This is a genomic window from Leptospira ognonensis (assembly GCF_004770745.1).
GTDB classification, from domain to species: Bacteria; Spirochaetota; Leptospiria; order Leptospirales; family Leptospiraceae; genus Leptospira_A; species Leptospira_A ognonensis.
In genome coordinates this window covers 155689-179370 of record NZ_RQGD01000025.1, presented here as the reverse complement: position 1 = coordinate 179370, position 23682 = coordinate 155689, and the positions used below count along the sequence as shown (strand labels likewise).

Here is a 23682-nt window from a genome sequence, read left to right as displayed (position 1 = left end):
ACAAAACGCTATTTCCCGCCTAGCTTCCGCTATTTTTTCCTAATTTTAAACTTCTCTGGTTGGATGACGATCTCAGAAATGATTGTCCCTTCCCTTTGCGAAAGAATATTTTCAATCGCTTGGGATACGCAAGAATCAAGAATGTAGGCTTTCGGGTCCTCATCTACATCAAAAGTTAAATCCTTATAAAATTCTGTATCGGTCATGTCCGGAATGATATTTGTCACCTTCACTCCCGATTTTCTGAGTTCCTGGAATACTTCCCTTCCAAAATGAATCAATCCTGCCTTTGTCGCTCCATAAACTGATCCCCAAGGGGAAATTTTAGTTCCTGCAACCGAACCAATGAAGATGAGTCTACCTTCTGACTTTTTCAATTCTCTGAGTAAAGAGTTTGTGAGTAACATAGGGACTGTTAGATGAAGGGTAATCATAGAATTGATTTGTTTCCAGTTCAATTCTTCAAGAGGTGCAAAGAATCCCACTCCGACATTATGAATGAGAAGGTCAATACTGGCATTGGTCTTTAATTTAGTGATCCAAGCTTCGAGTTGGCTTAAGTCTGCGAGATCAACCTTGTCCAACTGGAACCGCTGATGTTTGTAATCACATAGTTCTGGATTTCGACTGCATCCGACGACCTTATATTCCAATGCAATGAGGCTTTTCACTAAAGCGAGGCCGATCCCGCGAGATGCACCAGTAACAATCGCTAGCTTATCTATTTTTGACATCATTTCATCCCAATTTCTTTAAAAAACGAAATCATCTCTTTTGCTCCATCCACTTCTTTTGTGGGATTTCCCATTTTGACGAAGGGAATCCTTTGATCTTGTCCCGGCCAGGAATGACCGCCTTCATTGATTCGAATGAGTTTCGTGATTGTATTCTCTTTGCACTCGGAATATTGAAAAAAATCCACAGTTGTTAAATCATCAATGTTATCTTGGTGAGATTCCACCAACTTCGAAGAACATCCATTCCAATGTTTCCAAACATCGAAACTATCTGTGGCACTTAAAATCTCTCCTCCATCTCTAACATAACCTCCATAATATGGTACCAATGGATCTCCGGTACCTAACATGAATCCAACAGAGACTGGTTTTGAAGGTACATATTTTTTAACAATAGCCATACTCAGATGAGCAGCCACGCTGAAACCTCCAACAAATATTCCCGAACGTTCCACAAGAAGTCTCTGTGTCATAAAACCACCGTTAGAGTGACCTGCAACAAAGACCTTTTTCCCGTCAACAGGATACTCTCGGATGAGCCTTTCTACGAGTTTTTCCAAAAATCCGACATCATCGACATTCTCCTGATCCGCAGGCGTATTGCCACGACCATCCGCCCAGCTACGCTTGTATCCATCAGGATAGACGATCATGAATTTTTCCTGGTCCGCATAAGCGTTCAGGTTTGTCTGCTCCATGACCTGAAGTCCTGAACCAAATCGCCCATGTAACATCACAACTAATGGAATTTTAGCATTCAATAAATCCTTTGAAAAAGGTACATGGACATAAAATTGTCTTTTTTTTCCTCCCCACTCGATCTCGTGTTTGGTAAAATCTTTTCCTTCTTGTGGATGCTTCTGAGATAGCAAACGGCAGTTCATGACAAATAAAACAAGGGAAATGAAACAAATGATAAATTGTCTGGAATTCATTCTTTAATCAGCTCCGATTTTACAGAAGACAATAAATACTGTTCAAATTCCGAAGAGGGCCAGAAAAAATAGGTAATGGGTATGAATAGGACTCCTCTCCATTGATGAAATACAGTTTTCAATTCAATTTCTCCCTGAATGATTCCTTTATTTCGAAATCTAAAGGTTAATTTATGTTCCGTTTGGACATGATACGGAATCGTTGTTAGGCTAACTATGGAAGTGACTAAATTTACAAAATGTAAATAATTATATTTATATTTTGCGTCCTCTTCTTCCAAGATTACTTCCAAAAGTAAAGAAGAAGATGCATCGAATCTATATCCCAAATCCTCAAGTGCCTCAGCAATCAATTTGCATTCGGTGTGGTATTTTGAAAATCCTGTAAAAACAACATCCACGGATTTTTGATTGAATCCACTCAACCTCTCGGTTCGACTCACCTTCCCTGGATAACCAACACAAGAAATGAATAGGCTCATGCTTAGAACATATATTAATAATTTAGATAAATTCATAAATTATCACCGTAAAAATCAGAGATAAATTTTTCGGTTGCCTTCGCATAAATGGATTCGATTTCCTTATGATCATCAAATGGTCGGAAAAGAAGAGGCACCCATCCTATAACTATATAATTATCAAGAGAATAAGTATAATCTTTTACGATTCGATTCTCTTTCCAGTGTCGAAATGTAATGCTAGTTTTTTCCTTCTGAAAAAAGGGGACGATAAAAAAAGTGCGAATCAAAAGGACACGATTGACGAATGTAAAAATCATTTTTGTTGGATTTCTTTCCAAATTCCGAGAGACGGGCTCGCTCTGTTCCCCGAAAAAAATCTTTATCCTTTGGCTCGATTGTAATATGATTTGAATTCGATTTTCTAAGGGATAGCGGAATGCAGATTTCACCTCCGCAAACTCCCCCGACTTGTGCAGAGTCGAAAGCACTTCTGAAGCATGAATCTTATCGTCCTCAAGTCCCCAACCCACCAACTCATAAGAAATTGCAAATTTCTTGTTACCTTGAATGCTCTTATGATCTAAAGGATCTCCAAGGTAATGACGGGAGCAGGAGCATATCATGAGGCAAAAAAAAAGCGAGATGTATTTTATAAAACCCAAACAATTACCGTCTTAAATTCATGGAGCAATACCCAATCTTCTTTGTATATTTTTTATTATCATTCTATATTATTTTCTTCCTTACTTCGCATTACATACGTTATGTTTTTAAAGAAAGTTATATTTCGTTTCTTTTTAATTGTATAGCGAAGTTGCTTGACAAAGAAACCCGTACAAGATAAAATTTCTATCCAACGGAGATTTTAAATATGAAATTAAGATATGTACTCTTTTCGATTTTACTTAGCAATTTGATTGCTTGTAATTATTATGAAAAATCAATTAAGGGAGTAACGATTACAGGAAAAGAAATCAAAGCTGAAATTAGAAAATCCAACCAGAGTTTAAGTGGTGTTGCTGTTGGTGCTCTTAATACACTTGCCTCAGTCACGGGTGCTTCTACAGCCATTACCGCAAAAACCTGTCCCAGCTATACAACCGACTCCGCTGCTCCCGATTTTACACTCCCTGGTGCCAATAGCTATAGCAACGTTAACTTAACGGGAACTTTAACTGCAGTGACAGGTACTACCACTTGGACAACAACCGTCCAAGAACCGATGATCATCAATGCTCTTAATACAAACACGTCGGTTACCTGTAATTATTTAGTCAACCTTGCAGGAACGACTCAGATTACCTCTTCGAACTCCGCTGGAACAACGATTACGATCTCTTCCGCCTTATCAAGATTAGATATAGTTTGTACAAACTTTGCTTCGACATCTGCTCAAACTTACACGGTTTCCTTAAACCCAAGACCAACCGCTGGTAGTTCCTCAGCTGTCTCCACACTTCTCAGCCCTGAAACCTTACTTTCAGACGAGATTTTTGCAAATGCTACGAAACTACAGGACAATAAAGTGTATCAGTATGATTCCTTTGCAGAATGTAAAAAGAAATATGAAATCATTGCGATCGCATTTGCTTCTGCAAATGCACAAATCGTTCAATACTACGCTATGTGTGGTGGTTACACAGCTCCTGCGGCTCAGAGTTATTTTCAAGCACTAAGCTGCAATCTCCATGAGGCAAACTTCATCCAAACCAAATAGAGAATTGGTGAAAGGTAAAAACATAAGGTCGATTCGCTTCGGCCTTTCTCTTTTTCTATTCTCTACCATTTTACATGCAGAGAACTCTCCTTCCGAGGATCCATGGATTCGAAAAGGTCGCATCTTTTACGAGGCTGGTTTGGCGGGAGAAGTTGTTCGTTCTCCGTCTGCAAAATCAAATGACTATGAAAAAAATTATTACCGCTACCTTGGTGCCACTGATACAAATTTTGCATTTCTAGGAATTGCTGGCATTGAAGATGCACAAAAACAGTTTTCCTATACTGGCAACAACCAAAAACTAAACTTAGAATATTTAATCACCAACTGGTTGGGGATAGGTGGCTCCTTACAAAATTCGATGATCACTACCTACCACCTAACAAAAAATGATACAGAACTCACAAGCGATTTGTACGGAAATCTGCAATCAGTAGCGATATATTTTCCTGAATTAACGGCACTCTCGGATTTTTTTAATGTTTATGGGCTTCTTCCAGACAGAAAAAAAACGCAAAGTCTTCGCACTTATGATTATGATCTCACTTTTCATCTACCTGCTCAAGGTAACTTTGATCCTTACTTCCGGCTTTCGATTGGGCGGGGTTTTTTGACAGAGGAGTTGATCGCTCGCTCAGGCTGGTCGGGAGGGTTCAAGTGGAAGCTCGATACGACCTTTTTTTTAAGTAGCGAGGTATACCAGTCAAGAATCATCGCAAAAGGCAATAGTGGCAATCTTGATGACTTTATTGAATCAGGAGTCCGTTTTGGTATGGGATTTTACTCGACCTGGCCCAAATGATAAATTAAATTCAATTGGGTTTTCTCTAAAATCTCCCTCGGCGAACTCTTCGCCGATTAATAAATATTTGACTGCATTAAAAATTAAATTACAATATGCACATATGAATGGATATAGAAACGCATCTTATGTTGGATTTGTACTTTATCTCTTTGGTATCGTTTTACTCATTTATGGTTTTTATAACCTCTCCATTGAAAAAGATTTAGACCAGAAAGGATTAAAAACAACAGGAGAGGTCTACGATTTGGAAGTGACCGAGCCTTACCGCCAAGCATGGGTCATGTTTACTACTTCCGAGGGCAAACAAATCAGATTTTTAGATAAGTTATTCTGGAATCATAGTTTTGAAAAATACAAAAAAGGGGACCAGGTAGAGGTAATTTATGATCCCGCAAGTCCTCACCAAACTGCTGTCATCAATCACTTCTTCCAGCGAACCACTGCTCCTTGGTGGCCGGTGATTGTAGGTGCAATCGTCTTTTTAGTGGGCTTCTTCATGCGAAAAATTATGCTCCGAAAAGCCTTAGAACTTGATGCAAAACTAAAACGTTAACCTAAAAATTTGCCGAGATTTCGGCTCACTCATTTTACAACCCATGCCTTATTTCATGGAGGTAAGTTTTGTGATCAATTGCATGGTTTCAAGAAATGCTTCGCTTGCCGAAGTCTGCAGCACGCTTATCATTGTTCGAAGAGCACGATCATCACCTATCGTCTGTTTAAGTGCCGCATGAAGTGCCAGAATATCTAATTGTAATTTAAATCTCTCTCGATTTTCCAATGCAAAGTCAGAACCGTGAAAGAAATCGGATTTCTTAATCTTTGCTTTCTGCATTAAAAAGCGTATGACAAACAAAAATCTCTGATCCCATCGAAGCGCTTGCATAATGGTTTTAAAAACTTGGATCTTAAGATTTAAATTAAAATTACTCGGTTTATTCACATTTCCCACTCTAGCATCACCTATGTCCAAAGTCTAAAATAAGTGGAATTGTCTTTCATTCTCATTTCCTTATTTACTGCTTTCATCATCTTAATCGTTTTTTTCTCTAAATCAAGTGCGAATCCTCGCACTAAAAGTTTAAATACGCAAACAGATTTGATCATTCTTTCGAGAGAACATTTAAAGGAACAAAATGAATTCCTCGAACTTCCTTTCTCCCAAATTAATTTTGACGCAGGCGAAAGCAATCTCAGCAAATCAAATTTGATACAGTTGCAGGAATTAATAGAATGTCTGATCTTTATACCAGACAATTCCTATGTAAGGATTCAAGGGCTGGCGGATGCAACTGGTTCGAAAAATAGAGAATTAGCAAAGGCCAGAGCGACGAATGTATATACTTTTCTCATCTCAAAGGGAATTCCCAAGGATAGATTGCGTCTCAAAAAACCAATCGTATTAAATGCCACGACAGGTATTGAACGAAAAAAATATAGATCCGTTACTTTTGAACTCGTTTCCGAACCAGTATAATCGCAAGGATGGACATGGGAAGGTAAGCGCCTAATACATCCAAAATGGAAAACCAGAGAGGGGAAGGTAACATAAAGACATTCGCTATTCCGCCTAACATGAACAATATACCAATTCCGTAGGAAAATTTTTCTTTATGATTTGCCGCAACAAGCATCGCGACCAAAGCACCAAAAAAAGTTCCCAAAGCATGTGCCAGAAAAGGCATAAGAAAATGAATGGGTTGGAATAAATGCATGGATGCCTTTAAGCCTTCCATTGTTATTACGTCGGCACCTTCTGGTGGAGGCACAAGCGAACCCCCGAATACGATGATTCCCATATTAACGATACTTCCGAGTACCGCTCCCAAAACGACAGCTAAAATATTTCGCGTGATTACTTTCATTTGACACCTTCTGCAATTTCCACAATTCCTTTATGGATTTACGAAATTTCAATCTCATATTTTTAAAAATAGACCCAACCTCTCCCGATCAAGCTTGCAAACTCAGTCGCTGAAACCAATGTGTGAAATCGTGGTCTACAACATTCTAATCTCTTACCTTCTATTTTTCTCTCTCGATGTCTTAGCCCAAGTAAAAAATCCCAAGACCGCAAAAACGTTGCTTCCAAATGCGGAAGCAAACGAAGAGATACAGTTAGAAAAAAAAGAGCCTGAATCCTTTTCTCAATTGCGTCTCATCATGGAAAACGATGCCTTCGGCGGTTTCTCCGACCGTTATTATACCAATGGAACCAGGCTAGAATTTAATACAACTGCCTCTGAATCCAATGTAACGCGCCAGATTTTTGGAGTTTGGAACCATTTGTTTATCCCAAAAACCGAAGATACGAAGTATTTAATGGGCATTACAGCAGGACAAGAATTTTACACTCCAACAAATATTCGCAAAGCGGATGTCTCCTTTGGCGATCGACCTTACTCCAGCCGAGGCTATGTTGGAAATACCTTAACCTCATGGACCGAATCATCGAGTGTAACAACCGAGCTTGAACTCGGTATGATCGGACCGTCTGTTGGAGGTAAGTCGGCACAAATCAACTTTCATAATTTGATTGGCTCGCCTACACCGCAAGGATGGGATACACAAATTCCAAACTCCTATTCAATAGGGGTGAATACAGATGTGAGAAAATTTTGGCATAAATATTTTGGAACTCATTATAATATTAACTTAGGGAATATTTATACAAATGCCTCAGTTGGGGTCATCCTACGATTTGGAAATGTAGATCAAAATCCCGGACCTGGTTTTTCCGCTCTAATGCCCGGAGCACCCATTCTACAAATTCCTGGCAAAGGATATTGGTATTTTTATATAAATCCAGGATCCACCTTACAAGTATACAATGCAACCATTCAGGGACAGATTGGCTCCGACAAAACTTATAAAAATCAAAGCAGAAGCTCTTCCCTAGGGGACTGGGATGGCTTTTTGAAAAGCCCCACATATGAAACAGGCGAACGCGAATTATTATATCGAACCCTCTCCGAGGATAACGGTCGAAATGCTTTGAGAAGGTTTATTATTTTTAACGAATTTCTAGTGAAGGGATCAAGCAATCCGTACGATTTCGGAACAAATTACCTGCTATTCAATATCATATTTAACGGCGCGGAGGATATTGAACGACTCTTCAAGTTGGTACTCATAAAAAGCATTTCTGATAACTGGGAAGCTCTACCAGAGAACGCTCGGATTATGGCTCTTTATTCCTTGTTTCGCCCGAAGGGGGGAGAACAGCCAGCCTTCGTTAGGTACTATGCCTATGAAATTTTATCCCAATTCATCCTCGACCCTACCCAGAGGAGTGCCCTTCTTGAACTACTTAGGCAGGAAGTTGAATTCCGAGAGGATAAAACCTATACGGGAGATTTGAAACGCGCCGTTGGATTTTTCCGGGCAGGATTTGTCTCTGTTTCTGAGGCAGGATTTCTTTTCTCCCTCAATTATAATTATCAGTCCATTGACTTTCAATCTGCCAAGGGTCTTCCCCAACAACATCAGTGGTTAGGCTTTCAACTAGGAAAAGTTTACTAAAAATTAAAACCTGGGACTGAATTAAAAAATTTTCTGATTGCGAAACTCGGATGGTTTCATATAAATATAGCACTCAAATTTCGCATCAGAGAATGAAAACTTCCCTACGTTTCAAAATCACCAAATTTTTTTCTTCCAGGATGAAGCCAATCATTCCGTTTGATCCGATCGATTTTCAGATTAGACGACTTAAACAATTATTTTGGATCGCTGAGTTTACTTTGACGATTTCTATCATATCCTCTTTCTCAACGGTTCCATTCCCTGAGACGATCGCAAAATTCTCAACCGCGATCTTCTTATTGTTAGTTTATTATTTCATTTATTTACGAAAGGTAATCTTAGCACGTGGACTTTTACTCTTGGTTTTAACCATGGGTTTTTCGATTTTTATTTGGATTGATTCTGGGATCCGAGATACGGGACTCATCGCCTTCTCTGGCATTCTGATCTGTGCTGCGGCGCTTGGTGCGAACAGGCTATTTGCCATTATCTTGGCATACACCATTGCCTTTATCATGGCAATGGGTTATGCGAATATAACAGGATTGTACATTCACAACATACGCAAATTAGACTACACAATCATTCTCGATACCATTTTGATCTATTCCACAATCGGTGCGATCATCTGGTTTTTAATTCACGACCTCAATGAATCTCTAGTAAAAGCGACTGCTGAGGCCGCCAAAGCCAATCGTTCTACCTTGCTCGTAGAGCATATGGTTAATCATGATTTATTGACAGGCCTTCCGAATAAGATCCTTGCTCGCGATCGATTCGAACAAGGATACTTACATACAAAAGCGAATCAAGGAAAAATAGCGTTAATTGTTTTAGACTTGGACAATTTCCAAACCATAAATGACTCTTTGGGTCATAGTATTGGAGATGAACTTATCCTTCGAGTTGCACATCGTCTGTCTGGAATTATGCGAGAGACAGATACGATAGCTCGTCTCGGTGCGGATGAATTTCTTATTATTGTGGATTCAAAAAATGATCTAGATATCGTATTTGAAGTGGCAATCGATATTATGAATCAAATGACTATCCCGTTTCGGCTGAAATCTATCGATTATGTGACAACATGTTCCCTCGGAATCGCGATCTCACCCGATGATGATATAGAATTTGATTCTCTCTTAAAGAAAGCAAACCTAGCGCTCGATCGAGCAAAAGCTACGACGAAAAATCGATTTGTGTTCTACGATACAAAAATGAATGTCGATACGCAGGAACAATTAAACCTTCTTCTCCATTTGCGAACGGCAATTCTCGAAAACCAATTTTATCTTTGCTATCAACCAAAGATTAATCTTTCAGACAACTCTTTGATTGGAGCAGAAGCATTAATTCGCTGGAAACACCCACAAAAAGGTATCATCTCCCCTCTGTCCTTTATTCCTATCACCGAGACCTTTGGGTTGATCATAGACATTGGTGATTGGGTTCTAAAAGAAGCCTGTAAACAATGCAAAGCATGGCATGATCTTGGTTACAAGAATCTAACAGTCGCAGTCAATGTTTCTGCCATTCAATTCAAACGAGGAAATATAGAAGAAATAGTCCTCAACGCGCTTCGAGATTCGGGTCTGCCACCCCAGTATTTAGAAATCGAAATGACTGAGTCCATCCTCATCGATGATTCCAATGTTCTTTTGGATGCCCTACTACGACTAAGAAATTTAGGCATAAAATTTTCGATCGATGATTTTGGGACAGGCTACTCTAACCTAGGTTATATTAAAAAATTTCAGGTTGAAATTCTCAAAATTGACCAATCCTTCATCAAAAAAATGAGTGAAAACATTCAGGACGAAGCAATCGTAAAGGCCATCATTCAAATGGCATCGGGGATGGGGCTACGGACGATCGCGGAAGGCGTTGAAGATGAAGCAACAAAAGAAAAACTAAAAGAATTTAACTGTGATTTTGCGCAAGGTTATCTCTGGTCGCAACCTGTGTCTACGGATGAAATGATCCGTTACATTCAAAAATTTCCTGTCTAGAGATATGCGTCACGGATCCGTAGGGCTTGGTCTGCCTTAGGCAGACGGAAGCGTCAGCGCACCCCGAAGTGAGCCAGCCCGGACGCCAAACATCCAAAAGCTGAAAAGGCGAACATTTCAAAGGAAAATTTTTACGTGTTCATAATCTCTCTCGCGTTTTTTTGGGGCGCGTGGTAGAGAGAACGCATTGGGTGGCGGGTCTAGTTCCCCACCCTCCATCGGGCGGGGAGCGTCATACCCTCTTCCCACCCACGGCCACATTGTAACAAAAATGACAAAAAAAACGATTTTCCTGCCCTCTTCCTTTTCTAAAACGGTATGTAAAAACAGATTCGGAAACCAATTTACATGAGAGAAATCAAAACAGTAACGATTTTAGGTGCCAATGGGGCAATGGGCTCTGGAAGTGCAGGCGTGATTGCCTCTTTCGGTGGTGCCAAGGTCCATATGCTCGCCCGCGACGTAGAAAAGGCGAAACAAGGGATCGAAGCCGCCGTGAATTCGGTCAAAACAGATACCATCCGTGGTCGAATGATTCCAGGTTCCTATGATGCCGACTTAGAAAAGGCAGTAGCCGAATCCGATTGGGTATTTGAGCTCGTGGCTGAAAGTTATGAGGTGAAGGAACCGATCAATGCCCGTATAGCGAAAGCAAGACGACCTGGCACGATTGTATCTACTGTTTCCTCTGGTCTCTCGATCGGAAGGCTTGCAAAAGCATATGACGAGGACGGCCAAAAACACTATTACGGAACACATTTTTTTAACCCTCCTTACAAAATGATTCTCTGCGAGCTTGTCACACACGCAGGAAACGATAAAAAAGTAACGAAGGCACTCGGCGAATACTTGGACAAAGTCCTTGGACGTGCCGTAGTTTATACAAACGACACACCAGCGTTCGCAGGAAACCGAATCGGATTCCAGTTGATGAACGAATGCGGTCAATTTGCAGAAAAGTATGCTGATAAAGGTGGCATTGCGCTCCTCGACGAAATCATGTCAGGATATACAGGTCGTGCCATGTCTCCACTGGCGACAGCCGATTTCGTGGGACTCGATGTTCATAAGGCGATCGTAGACAATATCTACGAAAACACAAAGGACTCTGCTCACGAAACCTTCAAACTTCCAGCTTACATGCAAAAGTTGATTAACGAAGGCAAACTTGGAATGAAATCTGGTGGCGGACTCACAAAGGTGACAAAAACGGCGGATGGCAAACGAGAAAAGTTTGTTTATAACATCACCAGCGGTAATTATGATGCCTATCCAAAGTTTGACATTCCTTTCATCAAACAAGCCCGAGCCTGCATCAAAGAATCTGATTATAAAGGTGCCATGGCGATTGTAAAATCGGCTTCCGGTTTCGAAGCAGACCTTGCACGTTATTTTATCAGCCGTTACATCAGCTATTCACTTTCTCTTGTTGGTGAAGTGGTGGAAACGAAAGAAAACACAGATGGTGCGATGGGCTTTGGATTCAATTGGGTTCCCGCTTCCGCGTTTGTCGATTTTCTCGGCGGTCCAAAAGATGCGATCAAATTGATCGAAGCCGCAAAACTTCCTGTTCCAAAAATCTTGGCAGACGCTAAGCCAAATAAGAAATTTTACGAGTTAGGCGATAAATTAGACGCACGCTCTCTTTTCAAAGGTTAATCTAGGAGACCCAATATGAGTGAAAAAGTATTCGTACTCGGCGGAGAACAAACAGACTTCCAAAGAAATTGGTCGAAAGAAGGTAAATCCTTCATGTCCATGATGCGCGAAGTCATTCAAGATGCTTTGGAAAAAACAGGCATCGAATATGATGAAATCAAAAAACTAAACAAGGAAAACCGTGTCGCGGTTTTCGTTGGAAATTTTGATGCAGAACAATATACAAACCAAGGTCACTTGGGCGCTTTCTTAACAGAAGTGGATCCTGCCTTTTACGGTGTGCCTGGAGCTCGTTATGAAGCAGCGTGTGCTTCAGGTTCGGTGGCACTTGATGCAGCGATCACACACATCCGCGCCGAAGATTACGATCTAGCGATTGTTCTTGGCATTGAAGTAATGAAAACTGTTTCTTCTTCTGTCGGTGGCGACTTCCTCGGAACCGCTGCGTATTACGAAAAAGAAGCAAAAGGTGTCCAATTTCCTTTCCCAAAACTTTTTGGAAAACTCGCAGATGTCATCCTCGAAAGATACAAGTTGAAAGAAGAAACTTTCATGGATGCTCTCGCTGAAATTTCTCGCATCAACTATGCGAATGCAAAACTCAATCCAAAGTCACAAACTCGTTCTTGGTTCATGAACAAAGAACATGCGATGGCTCGTGGTGGGGCAAATAACATGGCAGTAGGTGGAAGACTTTGTATTACAGATTGTTCTCAAGTAACAGATGGTGCTGCGGTGACCGTTCTTGCTTCCAAAGATTATGCAAAAGATTACGCAAAACGCCATGGAAAAGATTTAGGGGATATCCCGCGAGTCAAAGGTTGGGGACACCGTGTTGCACCGATTACGTTTGAAGCTAAAAAAAATGAATCTGAAGGCGATAAATACATTCTCCCTTGGACTCGCCAAACAGTAAAAGATGCTTACAAACGTGCTGATATGGATGTGAAAGACATTGATGTTTTTGAAACACACGACTGTTTCACTTCTTCAGAATATGCTGCCATCTCTGCCTTCGGTATTTCTGATCCAGGCAAGGAACACATCGCCATAGCGGAAGGCACCATTGCCCTCGACGGGAAAAAACCAGTCAATCCATCTGGTGGTCTCATTGGCGTGGGTCACCCAGTAGGGGCTTCAGGCGTTCGTATGATGCTTGACCTCCACAAACAAGTGACAGGGACAGCGGGAGATTACCAAGTGAAGGGAGCAAAGAACGGACTGATGCTAAACATCGGTGGTTCTGCGACGACTAACATGGTATTTATCGTAGGACGCTAGGATGCACTCGCCAAAAACAGAAACTTGGAACCGGATACTTGTCCGGTTCTTGCTTGCGTTTGCATTCTGGGAAGCTATCGCCATCCCCTTACGCATGTTATTTTTCTCAAAATTTTATTTTGACCCTTCATTAAAAGGGATTTTTATACCTGTAGCTGACGTGTATTGGATCGGACCGATTGCGGGAGACCTTGTGCAAACGTTATTCCTTGCGATTCTGTACGTATATGCAAGAGAAAGTTTGCCAAAAGGGCTTGTAGGTGGCATTCTCTTTGGGCTAATCTATGCAATTACCTCTGCCCTCGGAACGACTCTGGTACTCTCCAATCTAACGCAAGTTGCACCAACTCTACTCTGGTGGGTATGGGCCTGTTTCCAAACGATTTATGCAATGACCGTCGGTTCTATTTTTTCTATTGGTTGGGATGAGGAATAATCCCAACCTTTGTAGCCTCCGCACAAACCTCCGAATCTATCTCAAATTCCAAAGTACAATGTTGAATGTAACATTCCTTCAATTGTTGCTTAATTGAATTTTTAATACGAGGGATTTGAGTTAAATCAGAAATCAATATATGAGAAGTAAGCGCAATCTCACTTGTGCTGAGACCCCAGATATGAACATGGTGAACCCCCTTAACTCCCGTTACATTTAGTATAATATTCTTAATTTCAGCTAAATTGACAGACTCAGGTATGCCATCCAGAATAGCAATAAGGCTATCTTTAAATAAACTCACACTACTATATAAAACTACCATCGCGACAACGATTGCCGTGATCCCATCCATAATGTACAAGTCAAAATAATAGATGAGTATCCCACTCAACACCACGCCAAGGGAAACCAATGCATCTATTAGCAGATGTAAGTATGCTGCCTTTACATTTAGGTCATGGTCTTTCTCTTTTTTAAATAAAATTGCAGAAACAAAGTTGATACCAACTCCTACAGAAGCCACGTAGATGACAACCAGTCCACTGATTTGCTTGGGTTCTGCGATTTTCTGTATCCCTTCCCAGGCAATTGCTCCGATAGCGAAAGCCAAGAGGATCGAATTGACGAATGAGGCGAGAATGGATCCCTTTTTAAAACCATAGGTAAATTTAGAGGAGGATTTTACTTTTACTAATTTAAATGCTAGAAAGGCCAGAAGTAAGCCGGAAATATCGCCAATGTTATGAACAGCATCTGACAAAAGTGATGTTGAATTTTCTGTAAAACCGTAAATCGTTTCAATGATCACATAGACGAGATTCAAACATATTCCCGCGATAAAAGAACGATTGAGAATCTTTTCAGATTCCTTTTGGTGATTGTGTGCGTGTGTCATATTAGATAGAGGGTATCTCCAAGATTTCGTGAATGGATAAAAACTAAGGTTTTTTTGATTTCAACTTATCTGGAGTAACGGCACCTTTTTTTGTTAAATATTTTTCAATACGATATTTTCCTACGATATGAGCGGCATAGACTGCTTTGTTATACGGAGTATACGTATCAAAAAGTTTAGGATGATTGATATCACTTCCATACTTTAATAATAAGTCTATCACCTTTTCTCCGGATTCGTCATCGGCAATATTTCTGGCCGCATGTTCCATCAAATGGATCTCATTTTCAATCGAGTTCGGGTTGGCCTTAAAACGTAGCAGCAACTCCAGAATTTCATAATCTGCAATTACCTGATTGATAGGCAGATAATCCATCATCGTGTCCGACGCACCTAGATTCGGATTCGCACCAGCTTCCAATAACAGTTGGACTTCCTCTAGGTCCTTCTTGGAAACTGCTATATAAAGTAGATTTGTTTTTCGTTGGTTTCTTTCAGAATATACTTTGTTTGGATCGCATAACTTTCCTTTTAAAAACAATTTAAATGCGAATCTTTGATATCCACTAGAATCTTCAGCAGCAATCAAACAAATGGGTTTAGGATTATCTCTACTAAACATTACGTTCGGATCGGCTTTCTGTGAGATTAGTTTCTTCATGATGAGGTCACTTTGGGAGGCATAACTGGAATCAATGGCGTATGATAAGACAGATTTTCCATCGCTATTTGTGTCTGTAACATTCGCACCTGCTTTCATTAAGTGATTGAAGATGGCAATCATGGCTTCATCATCTTTGTAAACTGTCTGATCTGCATCATTAGTTTCAGTATTCATAATGTATTTTTCCATAAAATGCATAAGAGCTGTCTTTTTGGTTTTTGGAATCTTAAGATTGACATTTGCTTTTGCATCCAACAAAGTTTTAACTAAGTTCGGTTTCATCGTATCGATCGCTTTCATTAAAATGGAAATTTCTAAGGATGAATCGATTTGATTTACATTTCCTCCAGACGCTATGGCTTTCTTTAATTCGGTTTCATCTTCCCAACCTATGGTTTCAAAAAGGTCAATCGAATCGGAAAATATAGGACTTGCAAATAAAAGAAAAAGGAAAGCAATACATCTACATCTGCGTGAAAAAATCATACCCTTTACCTGCTAATTAAATTTTTCTCTAGAGCCATTTTTGTAAAATATTTTCGAAGTCGGCCAAGCTAACAGGCTTAGAAAGATAGTCGTCCATGCCGGCGTCAAGGCACTTTTCTAACTCACCTGAGATTGCATTCGCAGTAAGCGCAATGATCGGAATTCTCTTTGCATCTTCCAATGAGCGGATGGCCCTCGTTGCTTCGTATCCATTTAGTATCGGCATTTGAATGTCCATAAATATCAAATCAGGTTTCTCAGTTTGGAAGATCGATATTGCCTCTTCCCCATTTTCTGCTTTTACGAAAGTAGCCTTGGGAAGTAATCTTTTTAGAAACGTATTTGCCAACTTCATATTGACATCATTGTCCTCCACTACTAAAACCTTACAAGTAATCCCTTTAAACCTATTTGTATTCAGGAAGGTTTGAGTATGCTTAATCACTTCTCTCGTCTCTTTCTCGCTTGTTTCTTTGGTGTAAGGAACAATCAGAACAAAGAAAAATTCTGATCCTAAACCTAACTTACTTTCTAATTCTAATTCTGAATTCATTGCACGAAGCAATCCATTCGATATAGTCAATCCCAGCCCCGTCCCACCAAAATTTCTCGTTATTGAAGGGTCTTCTTGAATAAAAGGCTGAAAAATTTTCATCTGATTTTCTTTGGCGATACCTATTCCGGTATCTTTGACACTGATTCGGAGCTTTACCATCCGATCAGAGAGTATCTCCATGAGCTCGATCGAAAAGAAAATTGATCCTCGAATCGTAAACTTTATGGCATTCCCGAGTAGGTTAATTAGAATTTGTTGTAACTTCTGTTTATCGACCTCAATTTTCTCTGGAAGGTCATCACTTATTTTCAATTCTAGAGTTATTTTCTTTTCATTGGCACTGTGTGAGACAAAATCTTTAATCTTCAAAGCAAACTGCTTTATATTTACAACCTCTGGTAATAAAACGATTTGGCCTGATTCAATTTTTGAAAAATCTAAGATATCATTTACAATCTCTAGAAGGGAATTGGCACTAAGACTGATTGTCTCTAAATATTCCCTTTGAACATTCTGAAGCGAAGATTTACTAAGCAGTTCAAGAAATCCCAAAATGCCATTCAATGGAGTTCGAAGTTCATGACTCATATTGGCTACAAATTCCGACTTTGCCTTGTTTGCTTTTTCCGCGATTTCTTTCGCGTTGAGCAAATCCTTCTGAACTTGTATTTTCTCGCGTATATCTCTTGCGAAAAAAGATGCTGAAGTGATTTCTCCTCGGAAATCTGGAATTGGCGAAATCGTCAAGGATACATCTATTCTCTCACCATTTTTGGCAATCCTAACAGTTTCGAGCTGACTAATACCAATCTGCATGGCCAGTTTGAAAAAAATTTCTGTCTCCTCCTCCCTTCTGTCGGCAGGTATAAAATTCTCAATCTTCTTACCAATTACTTCTTCTTCCGCATATCCAAACAGCCATTCTGCAGTTTTATTCCAGGAAATAATTTCCCCTTTCATATTCTTGCTATAAATAGCATCGGTTGAGGCTTTGATGATACTTGCATAACGACTGTTGATTACTTCATGAATTTTTCTATCATTGATATCTTGTAAGGTACCTATTAGGCTCTTCAATTGGCCATTTTCGAAAATTGCCTCTGCTACAATTCTAACCCAAATGACCTCTCCGCCCTCTCTTCGAATTTGAATTTCGGTAACAAAGGAACTTCCGTTTTCCATCAACTCTTTAAACTTTTGAATGAACTCATCTTCTTCTTCTTTATTAGCAATAAATGTTTGCAAGTAATGAATGTCGGGGACAAAATCCGTTCCGACACCTAAGATTTCTTTTAGGATAGCTGACCAATATATGCGGGTGGTTTCTTTTTGAATCTCCCAGCCACCCACCCTTGCCATTCGTGTGGTCTTTTCAAGAATTCGTTTTAGATTTTCAATTTCGAGATCGGAAATTCTTTTCTCGGTGATGTTCCTGGTAATTGTAAACATCGAAACATCTGGCAAATCTAAAGGCACGGCTGTTACACTAGTCCAGATGATATCTTCTTTTTCGATTTGGATACCGATAGTCACATCGGAGACCATACGATTTATTTTTCTGGCTTTAACAGTTGGGTATTCCGATTCCTCATATTCTAGATGGTTAGGTTTCAAGAACTTACGAACTGTTTTATACTTTCCTGCAAGAATTTCTTCCTTTTCGAGCCGAAGGATATCCAGAAGTGCCGCGTTCACTTCAACGATTTTTCCCCTTTGGTCTAAAATGGCGATACCTAAGGGAAGAGCATCAATGATCGCCGAGAGTTTTTTCTGTTGGATTTCTGTCTCCTCCTGGGCTTCCTTAACGGTTGTTATGTCGTTCACAATAGCAATAAACCCATCAACTTCCTGATTCACAAAAATTGGTTTATAGAAAGCCAAAGAATGCCTATACCCTAACCCATCTGGTTTAGGGATTTTTCTTTCAAAAACTTGGGTAGTTCCTGCCAATGCCCCTTCCAGATAAGGAAGGTTCGCAGAATAGATAGCGTCTCCCAAAAGAAATCGAATGTGCTTCCCGAAAATTTCCTCTGGTGTCTTTCCAAACCAGGATGCGTAAGCGGCGTTAGCAAAACGATTGATTAAGTTCTTGTCCCAAAACCCAATCATGGAAGGTACTTGGTCCAGGATCTGATGTAAGTTTTGATTGTGTTCTGATTCGGATCTTTGAAAGGGAAAAAAAGGTAATGCAGGAAGGGAAAAGAGAACAAATGGTACACCTTGTTTCGTTACCCAACGACAAGATTTTAAAGACATTGGTAACGATATCCCGGCTGGACCGTGAAAGCGAATTTCTAAAGGCTCGGGGAAAATGCCGTTCTCATTGCATTTCAAAATTTGACCAACATCAGTGGGAGAAAGGATACTCGTGAGAGGGAAATAGGATTCCCTAGTCTAAATTCCAAACAGTTGCTGAAGTGATTTGCTAATCCAAACCTTCGGATCGCTCCCTCTGCATAAAAAATATCCAAAGGTATTCTCATTCAGTAAGAAATCTAAAGCCTGTTCTGAATTTTTAATTTCTTCTATAAAATCTTGTTTTTGATCACTGTCCAACCCAGAAAGATTATACGATTTAATGCACAAATTCAAGAATAATTCTGCAAATTCATTTCAAATTTTACCGCACTTCAATCAGTTTGAAAACGAAAGATGTATAACATACATTACACTATCTTAGAACATAAAGATTTACCAAACTTTCTGTTAGGTGAAAGCCGTAAACATTAGAACTTTCCCTAAACGAAGACGGAAAGTGAACAATGCTTACGGAAAGTAAAAGTCATGATTTTCTTGACACTTCTCCATCGATTGGATTCTTTTATCTAGCTTAGGTATCCAATGCTAAAATCAACTTTTATCCCTCTTACCATTCGACTAGAAGCATTTACTCATCTCGTACCTGTTCCCTTTGCCATTTACATGGCCTCTATCACACAAGAGTATAGTCTTGAAGATTGGATTCGATTTCTTGTTTTATGTTGTGGTAGTGGTCTACTCATGGTAGTAGGTGGTTGCTTTTGGCGTTTCCAGATTTTAAGAAAATTATTCATCGAATTAGAAAACCTCAAAAATACAGAAGAACAGCTTTCAGAAAATATAATTAACGAGAATGAAATTGATCTATTGAATGAAAAAGAAGATTATCATCAAAAAGCTAAACGCCTAAAACTTTTCCTTTTTCGATATCCTTTTTATGAGGGGTTTGTCATCATTTTACGCTGGTTCATCGGGGTTGGTCTTATCTTTGCCCTGACTCCGATACTCGGGCTTTATCGTCAAGAACTATGGACGACTTTTTTATCCTATCTCATTATGATTCCGCCAATATCTTTTGTGGCATATTACTTCATCACAGAAAATTCATTTCGAACGATTTTCAATCTGAAAATGGTAAGACAGGTAAGGATAGAACCAGAAGAAATTCCAAAATTTGATTATTTTAAGAGAATCCTCATTTCGTTTTTCTCGCTAGCTGCATTACCCGTCACTGTTTTGAGTTATATGTTAATCTCGGTCGCCAATGGAGATATGAATGTAAAGAACCCTCTTCTTCAGGTTTTGGTAATTGGTGGCATCTTCGTTTTACCATTGCTTTTCGTCGCCTATCTGGTGGCGAAAGCAGTAAGGACGGGCATCAGCGAGACGAGCAAACTTTTAGATGAGTTGGCCAAAGGAAACTTCACTGTCGTTTCCATGCCTTCCTCGGGCGATGATTTTGGACAACAATCCTTTCATATGAATCGAGTGATTGAACAGTTGAATACGATGTATACGGAAATTTTTACCTTAAACATTGGACTAGAATCAAAAGTAAAAGAACGTACACTCGAACTTGAAAAATCTCTTTCCGAGGTCAATGCGCTCAAGTTCCAACAGGACGGCGATTATTTTTTGACACATTTACTGCTCAAGCCACTCGGAAAAAACCAAGTTAAAAGTGAGCGTGTAGACATCCAGTTCCTTCTCCGGCAAAAAAAGAAATTTGAGTTTCGGGGCAAAGAATATGAGATTGGAGGAGATTTAAACATTGCACATAACATCATTTTGCAAGGGAAAAAATATACTGTTTTCGTAAATTCAGACGCGATGGGAAAATCTATGCAAGGAGCTGGAGGAGCACTAGTATTAGGTGCAGTGTTCCAATCCATTATCGAACGAACCCAGTTCTCCTCGAGTACATTTTCTCAAGCCCCCGAACGTTGGTTAAAGAATGCATTCATAGAGATGCACAAAATTTTTGAAGGTTTTGATGGAAGTATGCTAGTCTCTCTCATCATTGGTCTTATCGAAGAGAATTCTGGTTTCTTATATTTTATTAACGCAGAACATCCTTGGCTGATTCTATTTCGAGATGGCAAAGCATCCTTTCTCGAAACAGAACTGAGTTACAGAAAGCTTGGTACGAAGGGAATCGAATCTGGAGTCTTCATAAAAACATTTTTATTACATCCGGGTGATGTTTTGATTTCTGGATCTGACGGAAAAGATGATTTGGTATTGCATGAGACTAAGCAAATGGGAAATGATAGGCTCATCAACCACGATGAAAATTTAATCTTAAAATACATCGAGGAAGCGAGAGGAGATCTTCCCTCTCTGTATGAAAAATTAAAAAGTGCCGGGGAAATTACAGATGATTTATCTATCGTTCGTGTGGGTTACACGGGAAGGCCACCAGAACGCCTGGAAAACAGATTTATCAAAACCTATAAAGAAGCTAAGAAAATCGCAGAGGCCGGAGACCCCAAAACGGCGATCCTAACTCTCAAACAGCTCCTCTCTGAGTTCCCGCACACCCATGCAAAACTACATAAATTATTAGCGAAACTTCTTTTTAAAAATAAAGAATATGCGAATGCTGCCGAACATGCACAGGCATATATGGAGACTCATCCTTCGGATCTTCCTTTTATGGAACTTACATCTATTCTGTGGCGAAAAGCCAGTCGTCTCCATCAGGCGATTGAGATTGCAGAAAGGATTCGACTCCGCGATCCAAATCTAACAAAAAATGCATTCCACCTTGTCAGTTTGTATTTAATGACTGGCAATCGAAATCGGGCCGACACAATACTAAAAGAGTGGGAAAGCAGCTCGAGACCCCTTCATGATGAGAAGTGGAAAAAGCTCAAATTTGCTCTAGAATCCAAAATTCGCAAGTCGGTGACCTAAGTTAAGCCAAGCTTTCCACCGATACTATAGGTGGTGGCAACGTGAACAGAAAAAGCCTATTCTGGGAGCTCACGCTTAAGCTTGAGGCCTTTACACACACTGTCCCTGTACCTTTTGCTGTTTATTATGCGGTGATTACCCAGAAAATGGAGACCGAAAAGTGGGTCATTTTCATCGCACTTTGTGTGACTTTTGCGACTGGCATCGGAATCCTCGGAACCATCATTCGATATTTTCTAATCAATAACCTCTTCACTCGGATTGAAAAAATTCGACTCTATTCACAAGACTCTAACATAGCTTATACTTACGAGGATAGAGATTATGCTAAAGCCGTTAAATTATATATTTTTAAATACCCTCTAATTGAATCCATCATTATAGTCATACGATGGTTTGCGGGCGTAATTCCAATCTTAAGTCTATACACTATCATTGTCGAATATACGCCATCTGTCATTCGTTCAGGTATTTTTACGATCGCAATGATCCCGCCGATTTCTTTTGTTACCTACTATTTCATTACGGAAAATGCACTGCGACCATTATTCGATCTACCACAGATTAGAAACGTAGAGATTAAACCCGATGAAATACCAAAATTCGATTATTTCAAAAGGATTGTTCTCGCATTTTTTAGTTTGGCGGCATTACCCGTCTCGGTTTTATCTTACATATTATACTCAGTAGCAACGGGCGAGACCATGGTTTCTCAACCACTCATTCCAATCTTTTTGGTGTCCTCAATCTTTATCGTTCCATTGATAGTCTGCTCCTATATCGTCGCAAAAACGGTAAGACAAGGATTATCCGAGACAAGCAAGTCTCTTGATGAGCTAGCCAAAGGTAATTTCGATGTTGTCGTAACTCCTACCTCTGGAGATGATTTTGGCCAACAGGCCTTCTTCTTAAATAATGTCATACAACGTTTACGTGGTATGTATGCTGAAATCCGCGGACTAAACGAAGGTTTGGAAGGCAAGGTGATTCAGAGAACGGAACAGCTCAACCAATCTTTAAATGAAGTTCAAGCCTTAAAATTTCAACAAGATGGAGATTATTTTTTAACGTATCAATTGATTGCTCCACTTGGATTCAAAGAAGCAAAAAGTGACAAAATTGATTTAGAGTTTTTTTTGATGCAAAAGAAAACGTTTGATTTTAAGGGTATAAATTACAATATCGGCGGCGATCTCAACATATCACATAACATCTACTTACGTGATCAAAAGTATGTATTATTTGTAAATGCAGATGCCATGGGAAAATCCATGCAGGGTGCAGGTGGCGCATTGGTTTTTGGAGCAGTATTCCAATCGATCGTACAAAGAACTCAAAATAATATTACTTTCCAGAATGTCGGACCTGAGCAATGGTTAGCGGCCGCATTTACAGAATTACAGAGAATTTTTGAAGCGTTTGACGGAACCATGCTGATCTCACTGATAATGGGGCTGATTGAAGAAAAATCCGGTAGACTCTACTTCGTCAATGCTGAGCATCCATGGCCTGTTCTTTATCGTGACGAAAAAGCCTCTTATATTCTTTCCGATTATTCTTACCATAAGCTTGGAACACTTGGTAGTAACCCAAATATTTTGGTAAAAACATTAGATCTCAAACCAGGTGATGTGATCATAGTTGGCTCTGATGGCAAAGATGACATCCTAATAGAAAGACCTGGTCTTGAGTCAGAAGTCAATTCTGATGATTCTTTCTTTTTAGGCATGGTTGCCGCGACTAAAGCTGAACCCAAAGAAATATACCAAACACTTTTGAAAACTGGTTCAGTGATAGATGATATTTCAATGATTCGAATAGAATACCTTGGTACTTCACGCAATAAAGACCTGCTAAGCGAAATCGGTAAGGAGAAATTCAAACTTGCAAAGAAACTTTATGTTAAAGGTAAGTTTAACGAGTCCATACAAGCAATTCATGAGTTGATCGAAAATGAACCGAATGCAAGTGTAAGATTACAGAAAAATCTTTCCAAACTATACTTTCAAATATCAGACTATCAACGTTCGATGGAGCACATGAATCGGTACCTCGTGTCCAATCCAGAGGATGAGGAATTTCTATTTTTCTGCACCAAAATGCTTTTAAAAATCGGGAAAATCGCGGAGTCCTTGCAAATTGCAGAAGGACTAAGACTCAAAGCCCCTCGAAAGATCAAATATTTGATCCATTTGTTCCAACTCTATCTAAAGGTTCCGAACCAAAACAAGGCAAGGGAAATTCTCAATGATCTGCGCATTTTACACCATCCGGAGGACCAAATAAAAATTCTTGAAGCACTGATTGTTTAAATTTCCCAAAATTGACGAATGTA

At 39.7% G+C, this 23682-nt stretch carries 20 protein-coding genes; 11 read left to right on the top strand and 9 right to left on the bottom strand.

Annotation, left to right across the window (positions count from 1 at the left end; genetic code table 11):
- Positions 1-29: 29 nt before the first annotated feature.
- The 4 genes from EHQ58_RS09945 to EHQ58_RS09930 are packed head-to-tail and all read right to left on the bottom strand — an operon-like array spanning position 30 to position 2759.
- On the bottom strand, positions 30-734 hold the full coding sequence (locus EHQ58_RS09945; RefSeq protein ID WP_135623760.1) for an SDR family oxidoreductase: 705 nt from the start codon (positions 732-734) through the stop codon (positions 30-32).
- Positions 734-1672, bottom strand: coding sequence for a CE1 family esterase (locus EHQ58_RS09940; RefSeq protein ID WP_135623745.1), 939 nt, complete (start codon positions 1670-1672; stop codon positions 734-736). The genes EHQ58_RS09945 and EHQ58_RS09940 overlap by 1 nt, the downstream gene beginning before the upstream one ends.
- A complete protein-coding gene (locus EHQ58_RS09935; RefSeq protein ID WP_135623744.1) occupies positions 1669-2190 on the bottom strand; it encodes a hypothetical protein in 522 nt (173 codons plus the stop codon). The genes EHQ58_RS09940 and EHQ58_RS09935 overlap by 4 nt, the downstream gene beginning before the upstream one ends.
- Positions 2187-2759: a hypothetical protein gene (locus EHQ58_RS09930; RefSeq protein WP_135623743.1), complete on the bottom strand. Its 573-nt coding sequence runs from the start codon at positions 2757-2759 to the stop codon at positions 2187-2189. Before EHQ58_RS09930 ends, EHQ58_RS09935 begins: the two co-directional genes overlap by 4 nt.
- Positions 2760-3007: 248 nt before the next feature.
- On the opposite strand from EHQ58_RS09930, the gene EHQ58_RS09925 reads away from it, so the two are divergent.
- The 3 genes from EHQ58_RS09925 to EHQ58_RS09915 all read left to right on the top strand — a co-directional run bounded on the left by EHQ58_RS09925 (position 3008) and on the right by EHQ58_RS09915 (position 5211).
- Entirely contained in the window at positions 3008-3853 is an 846-nt protein-coding gene (locus EHQ58_RS09925; protein ID WP_135623742.1) for a hypothetical protein, read from the top strand.
- A complete protein-coding gene (locus tag EHQ58_RS09920) occupies positions 3825-4655 on the top strand; it encodes a hypothetical protein (protein ID WP_135623741.1) in 831 nt (276 codons plus the stop codon). Before EHQ58_RS09925 ends, EHQ58_RS09920 begins: the two co-directional genes overlap by 29 nt.
- 67 nt (positions 4656-4722) lie before the next feature.
- Positions 4723-5211: a DUF3592 domain-containing protein gene (locus EHQ58_RS09915; RefSeq protein WP_167883588.1), complete on the top strand. Its 489-nt coding sequence runs from the start codon at positions 4723-4725 to the stop codon at positions 5209-5211.
- A 48-nt stretch (positions 5212-5259) separates the two neighbouring features.
- Here the strand turns inward: EHQ58_RS09915 and EHQ58_RS09910 are convergent, their stop codons facing one another.
- Positions 5260-5601: a hypothetical protein gene (locus EHQ58_RS09910; protein ID WP_135623739.1), complete on the bottom strand. Its 342-nt coding sequence runs from the start codon at positions 5599-5601 to the stop codon at positions 5260-5262.
- Positions 5602-5649: 48 nt separating this feature from the next.
- On the opposite strand from EHQ58_RS09910, the gene EHQ58_RS09905 reads away from it, so the two are divergent.
- On the top strand, positions 5650-6135 hold the full coding sequence (locus tag EHQ58_RS09905; protein ID WP_167883587.1) for an OmpA family protein: 486 nt from the start codon (positions 5650-5652) through the stop codon (positions 6133-6135).
- On the opposite strand, the gene EHQ58_RS09900 is transcribed toward EHQ58_RS09905, so the two are convergent.
- The gene (locus tag EHQ58_RS09900) at positions 6104-6523 is read right to left on the bottom strand and encodes a hypothetical protein (RefSeq protein WP_135623737.1); all 420 of its coding nucleotides are present in this window, start codon (positions 6521-6523) and stop codon (positions 6104-6106) included. The two genes, EHQ58_RS09905 and EHQ58_RS09900, sit on opposite strands and share 32 nt — an antisense overlap.
- 118 nt (positions 6524-6641) lie before the next feature.
- Between EHQ58_RS09900 and EHQ58_RS09895 the strand changes: the two genes are divergently transcribed.
- The 5 genes from EHQ58_RS09895 (at position 6642) to EHQ58_RS09875 (ending at position 13568) form a co-directional block, all read left to right on the top strand.
- A complete protein-coding gene (locus EHQ58_RS09895; RefSeq protein WP_135623736.1) occupies positions 6642-8180 on the top strand; it encodes a lipid A deacylase LpxR family protein in 1539 nt (512 codons plus the stop codon).
- Positions 8181-8272: 92 nt separating this feature from the next.
- Complete coding sequence (locus EHQ58_RS09890; protein WP_167883586.1) at positions 8273-10192, top strand: putative bifunctional diguanylate cyclase/phosphodiesterase; 1920 nt, start codon at positions 8273-8275, stop codon at positions 10190-10192.
- A gap of 348 nt (positions 10193-10540) precedes the next feature.
- On the top strand, positions 10541-11851 hold the full coding sequence (locus EHQ58_RS09885) for a 3-hydroxyacyl-CoA dehydrogenase family protein (RefSeq protein ID WP_135623734.1): 1311 nt from the start codon (positions 10541-10543) through the stop codon (positions 11849-11851).
- 15 nt (positions 11852-11866) lie between these two features.
- Positions 11867-13132: an acetyl-CoA acetyltransferase gene (locus tag EHQ58_RS09880; protein WP_135623733.1), complete on the top strand. Its 1266-nt coding sequence runs from the start codon at positions 11867-11869 to the stop codon at positions 13130-13132.
- 1 nt (position 13133) lies between these two features.
- Entirely contained in the window at positions 13134-13568 is a 435-nt protein-coding gene (locus tag EHQ58_RS09875) for a hypothetical protein (protein ID WP_135623732.1), read from the top strand.
- Here the strand turns inward: EHQ58_RS09875 and EHQ58_RS09870 are convergent.
- The 3 genes from EHQ58_RS09870 to EHQ58_RS09860 are packed head-to-tail and all read right to left on the bottom strand — an operon-like array spanning position 13546 to position 18428.
- Positions 13546-14466: a cation diffusion facilitator family transporter gene (locus EHQ58_RS09870; protein ID WP_135623731.1), complete on the bottom strand. Its 921-nt coding sequence runs from the start codon at positions 14464-14466 to the stop codon at positions 13546-13548. The genes EHQ58_RS09875 and EHQ58_RS09870 overlap by 23 nt on opposite strands.
- Before the next feature lie 43 nt (positions 14467-14509).
- A complete protein-coding gene (locus EHQ58_RS09865; RefSeq protein WP_135623730.1) occupies positions 14510-15616 on the bottom strand; it encodes an ankyrin repeat domain-containing protein in 1107 nt (368 codons plus the stop codon).
- Between the two features lie 28 nt (positions 15617-15644).
- A complete protein-coding gene (locus EHQ58_RS09860) occupies positions 15645-18428 on the bottom strand; it encodes a PAS domain S-box protein (protein ID WP_135623729.1) in 2784 nt (927 codons plus the stop codon).
- A 585-nt stretch (positions 18429-19013) separates the two neighbouring features.
- Here EHQ58_RS09860 and EHQ58_RS09855 point away from each other — a divergent pair.
- Both EHQ58_RS09855 and EHQ58_RS09850 read left to right on the top strand, forming a co-directional pair.
- A complete protein-coding gene (locus tag EHQ58_RS09855; RefSeq protein WP_135623728.1) occupies positions 19014-21347 on the top strand; it encodes a SpoIIE family protein phosphatase in 2334 nt (777 codons plus the stop codon).
- A gap of 41 nt (positions 21348-21388) precedes the next feature.
- Positions 21389-23659 carry a SpoIIE family protein phosphatase gene (locus tag EHQ58_RS09850; RefSeq protein ID WP_135623727.1) on the top strand — a complete coding sequence of 757 codons (2271 nt, stop codon included), beginning with the start codon at positions 21389-21391 and terminating at the stop codon, positions 23657-23659.
- Positions 23660-23682 lie beyond the last annotated feature (23 nt).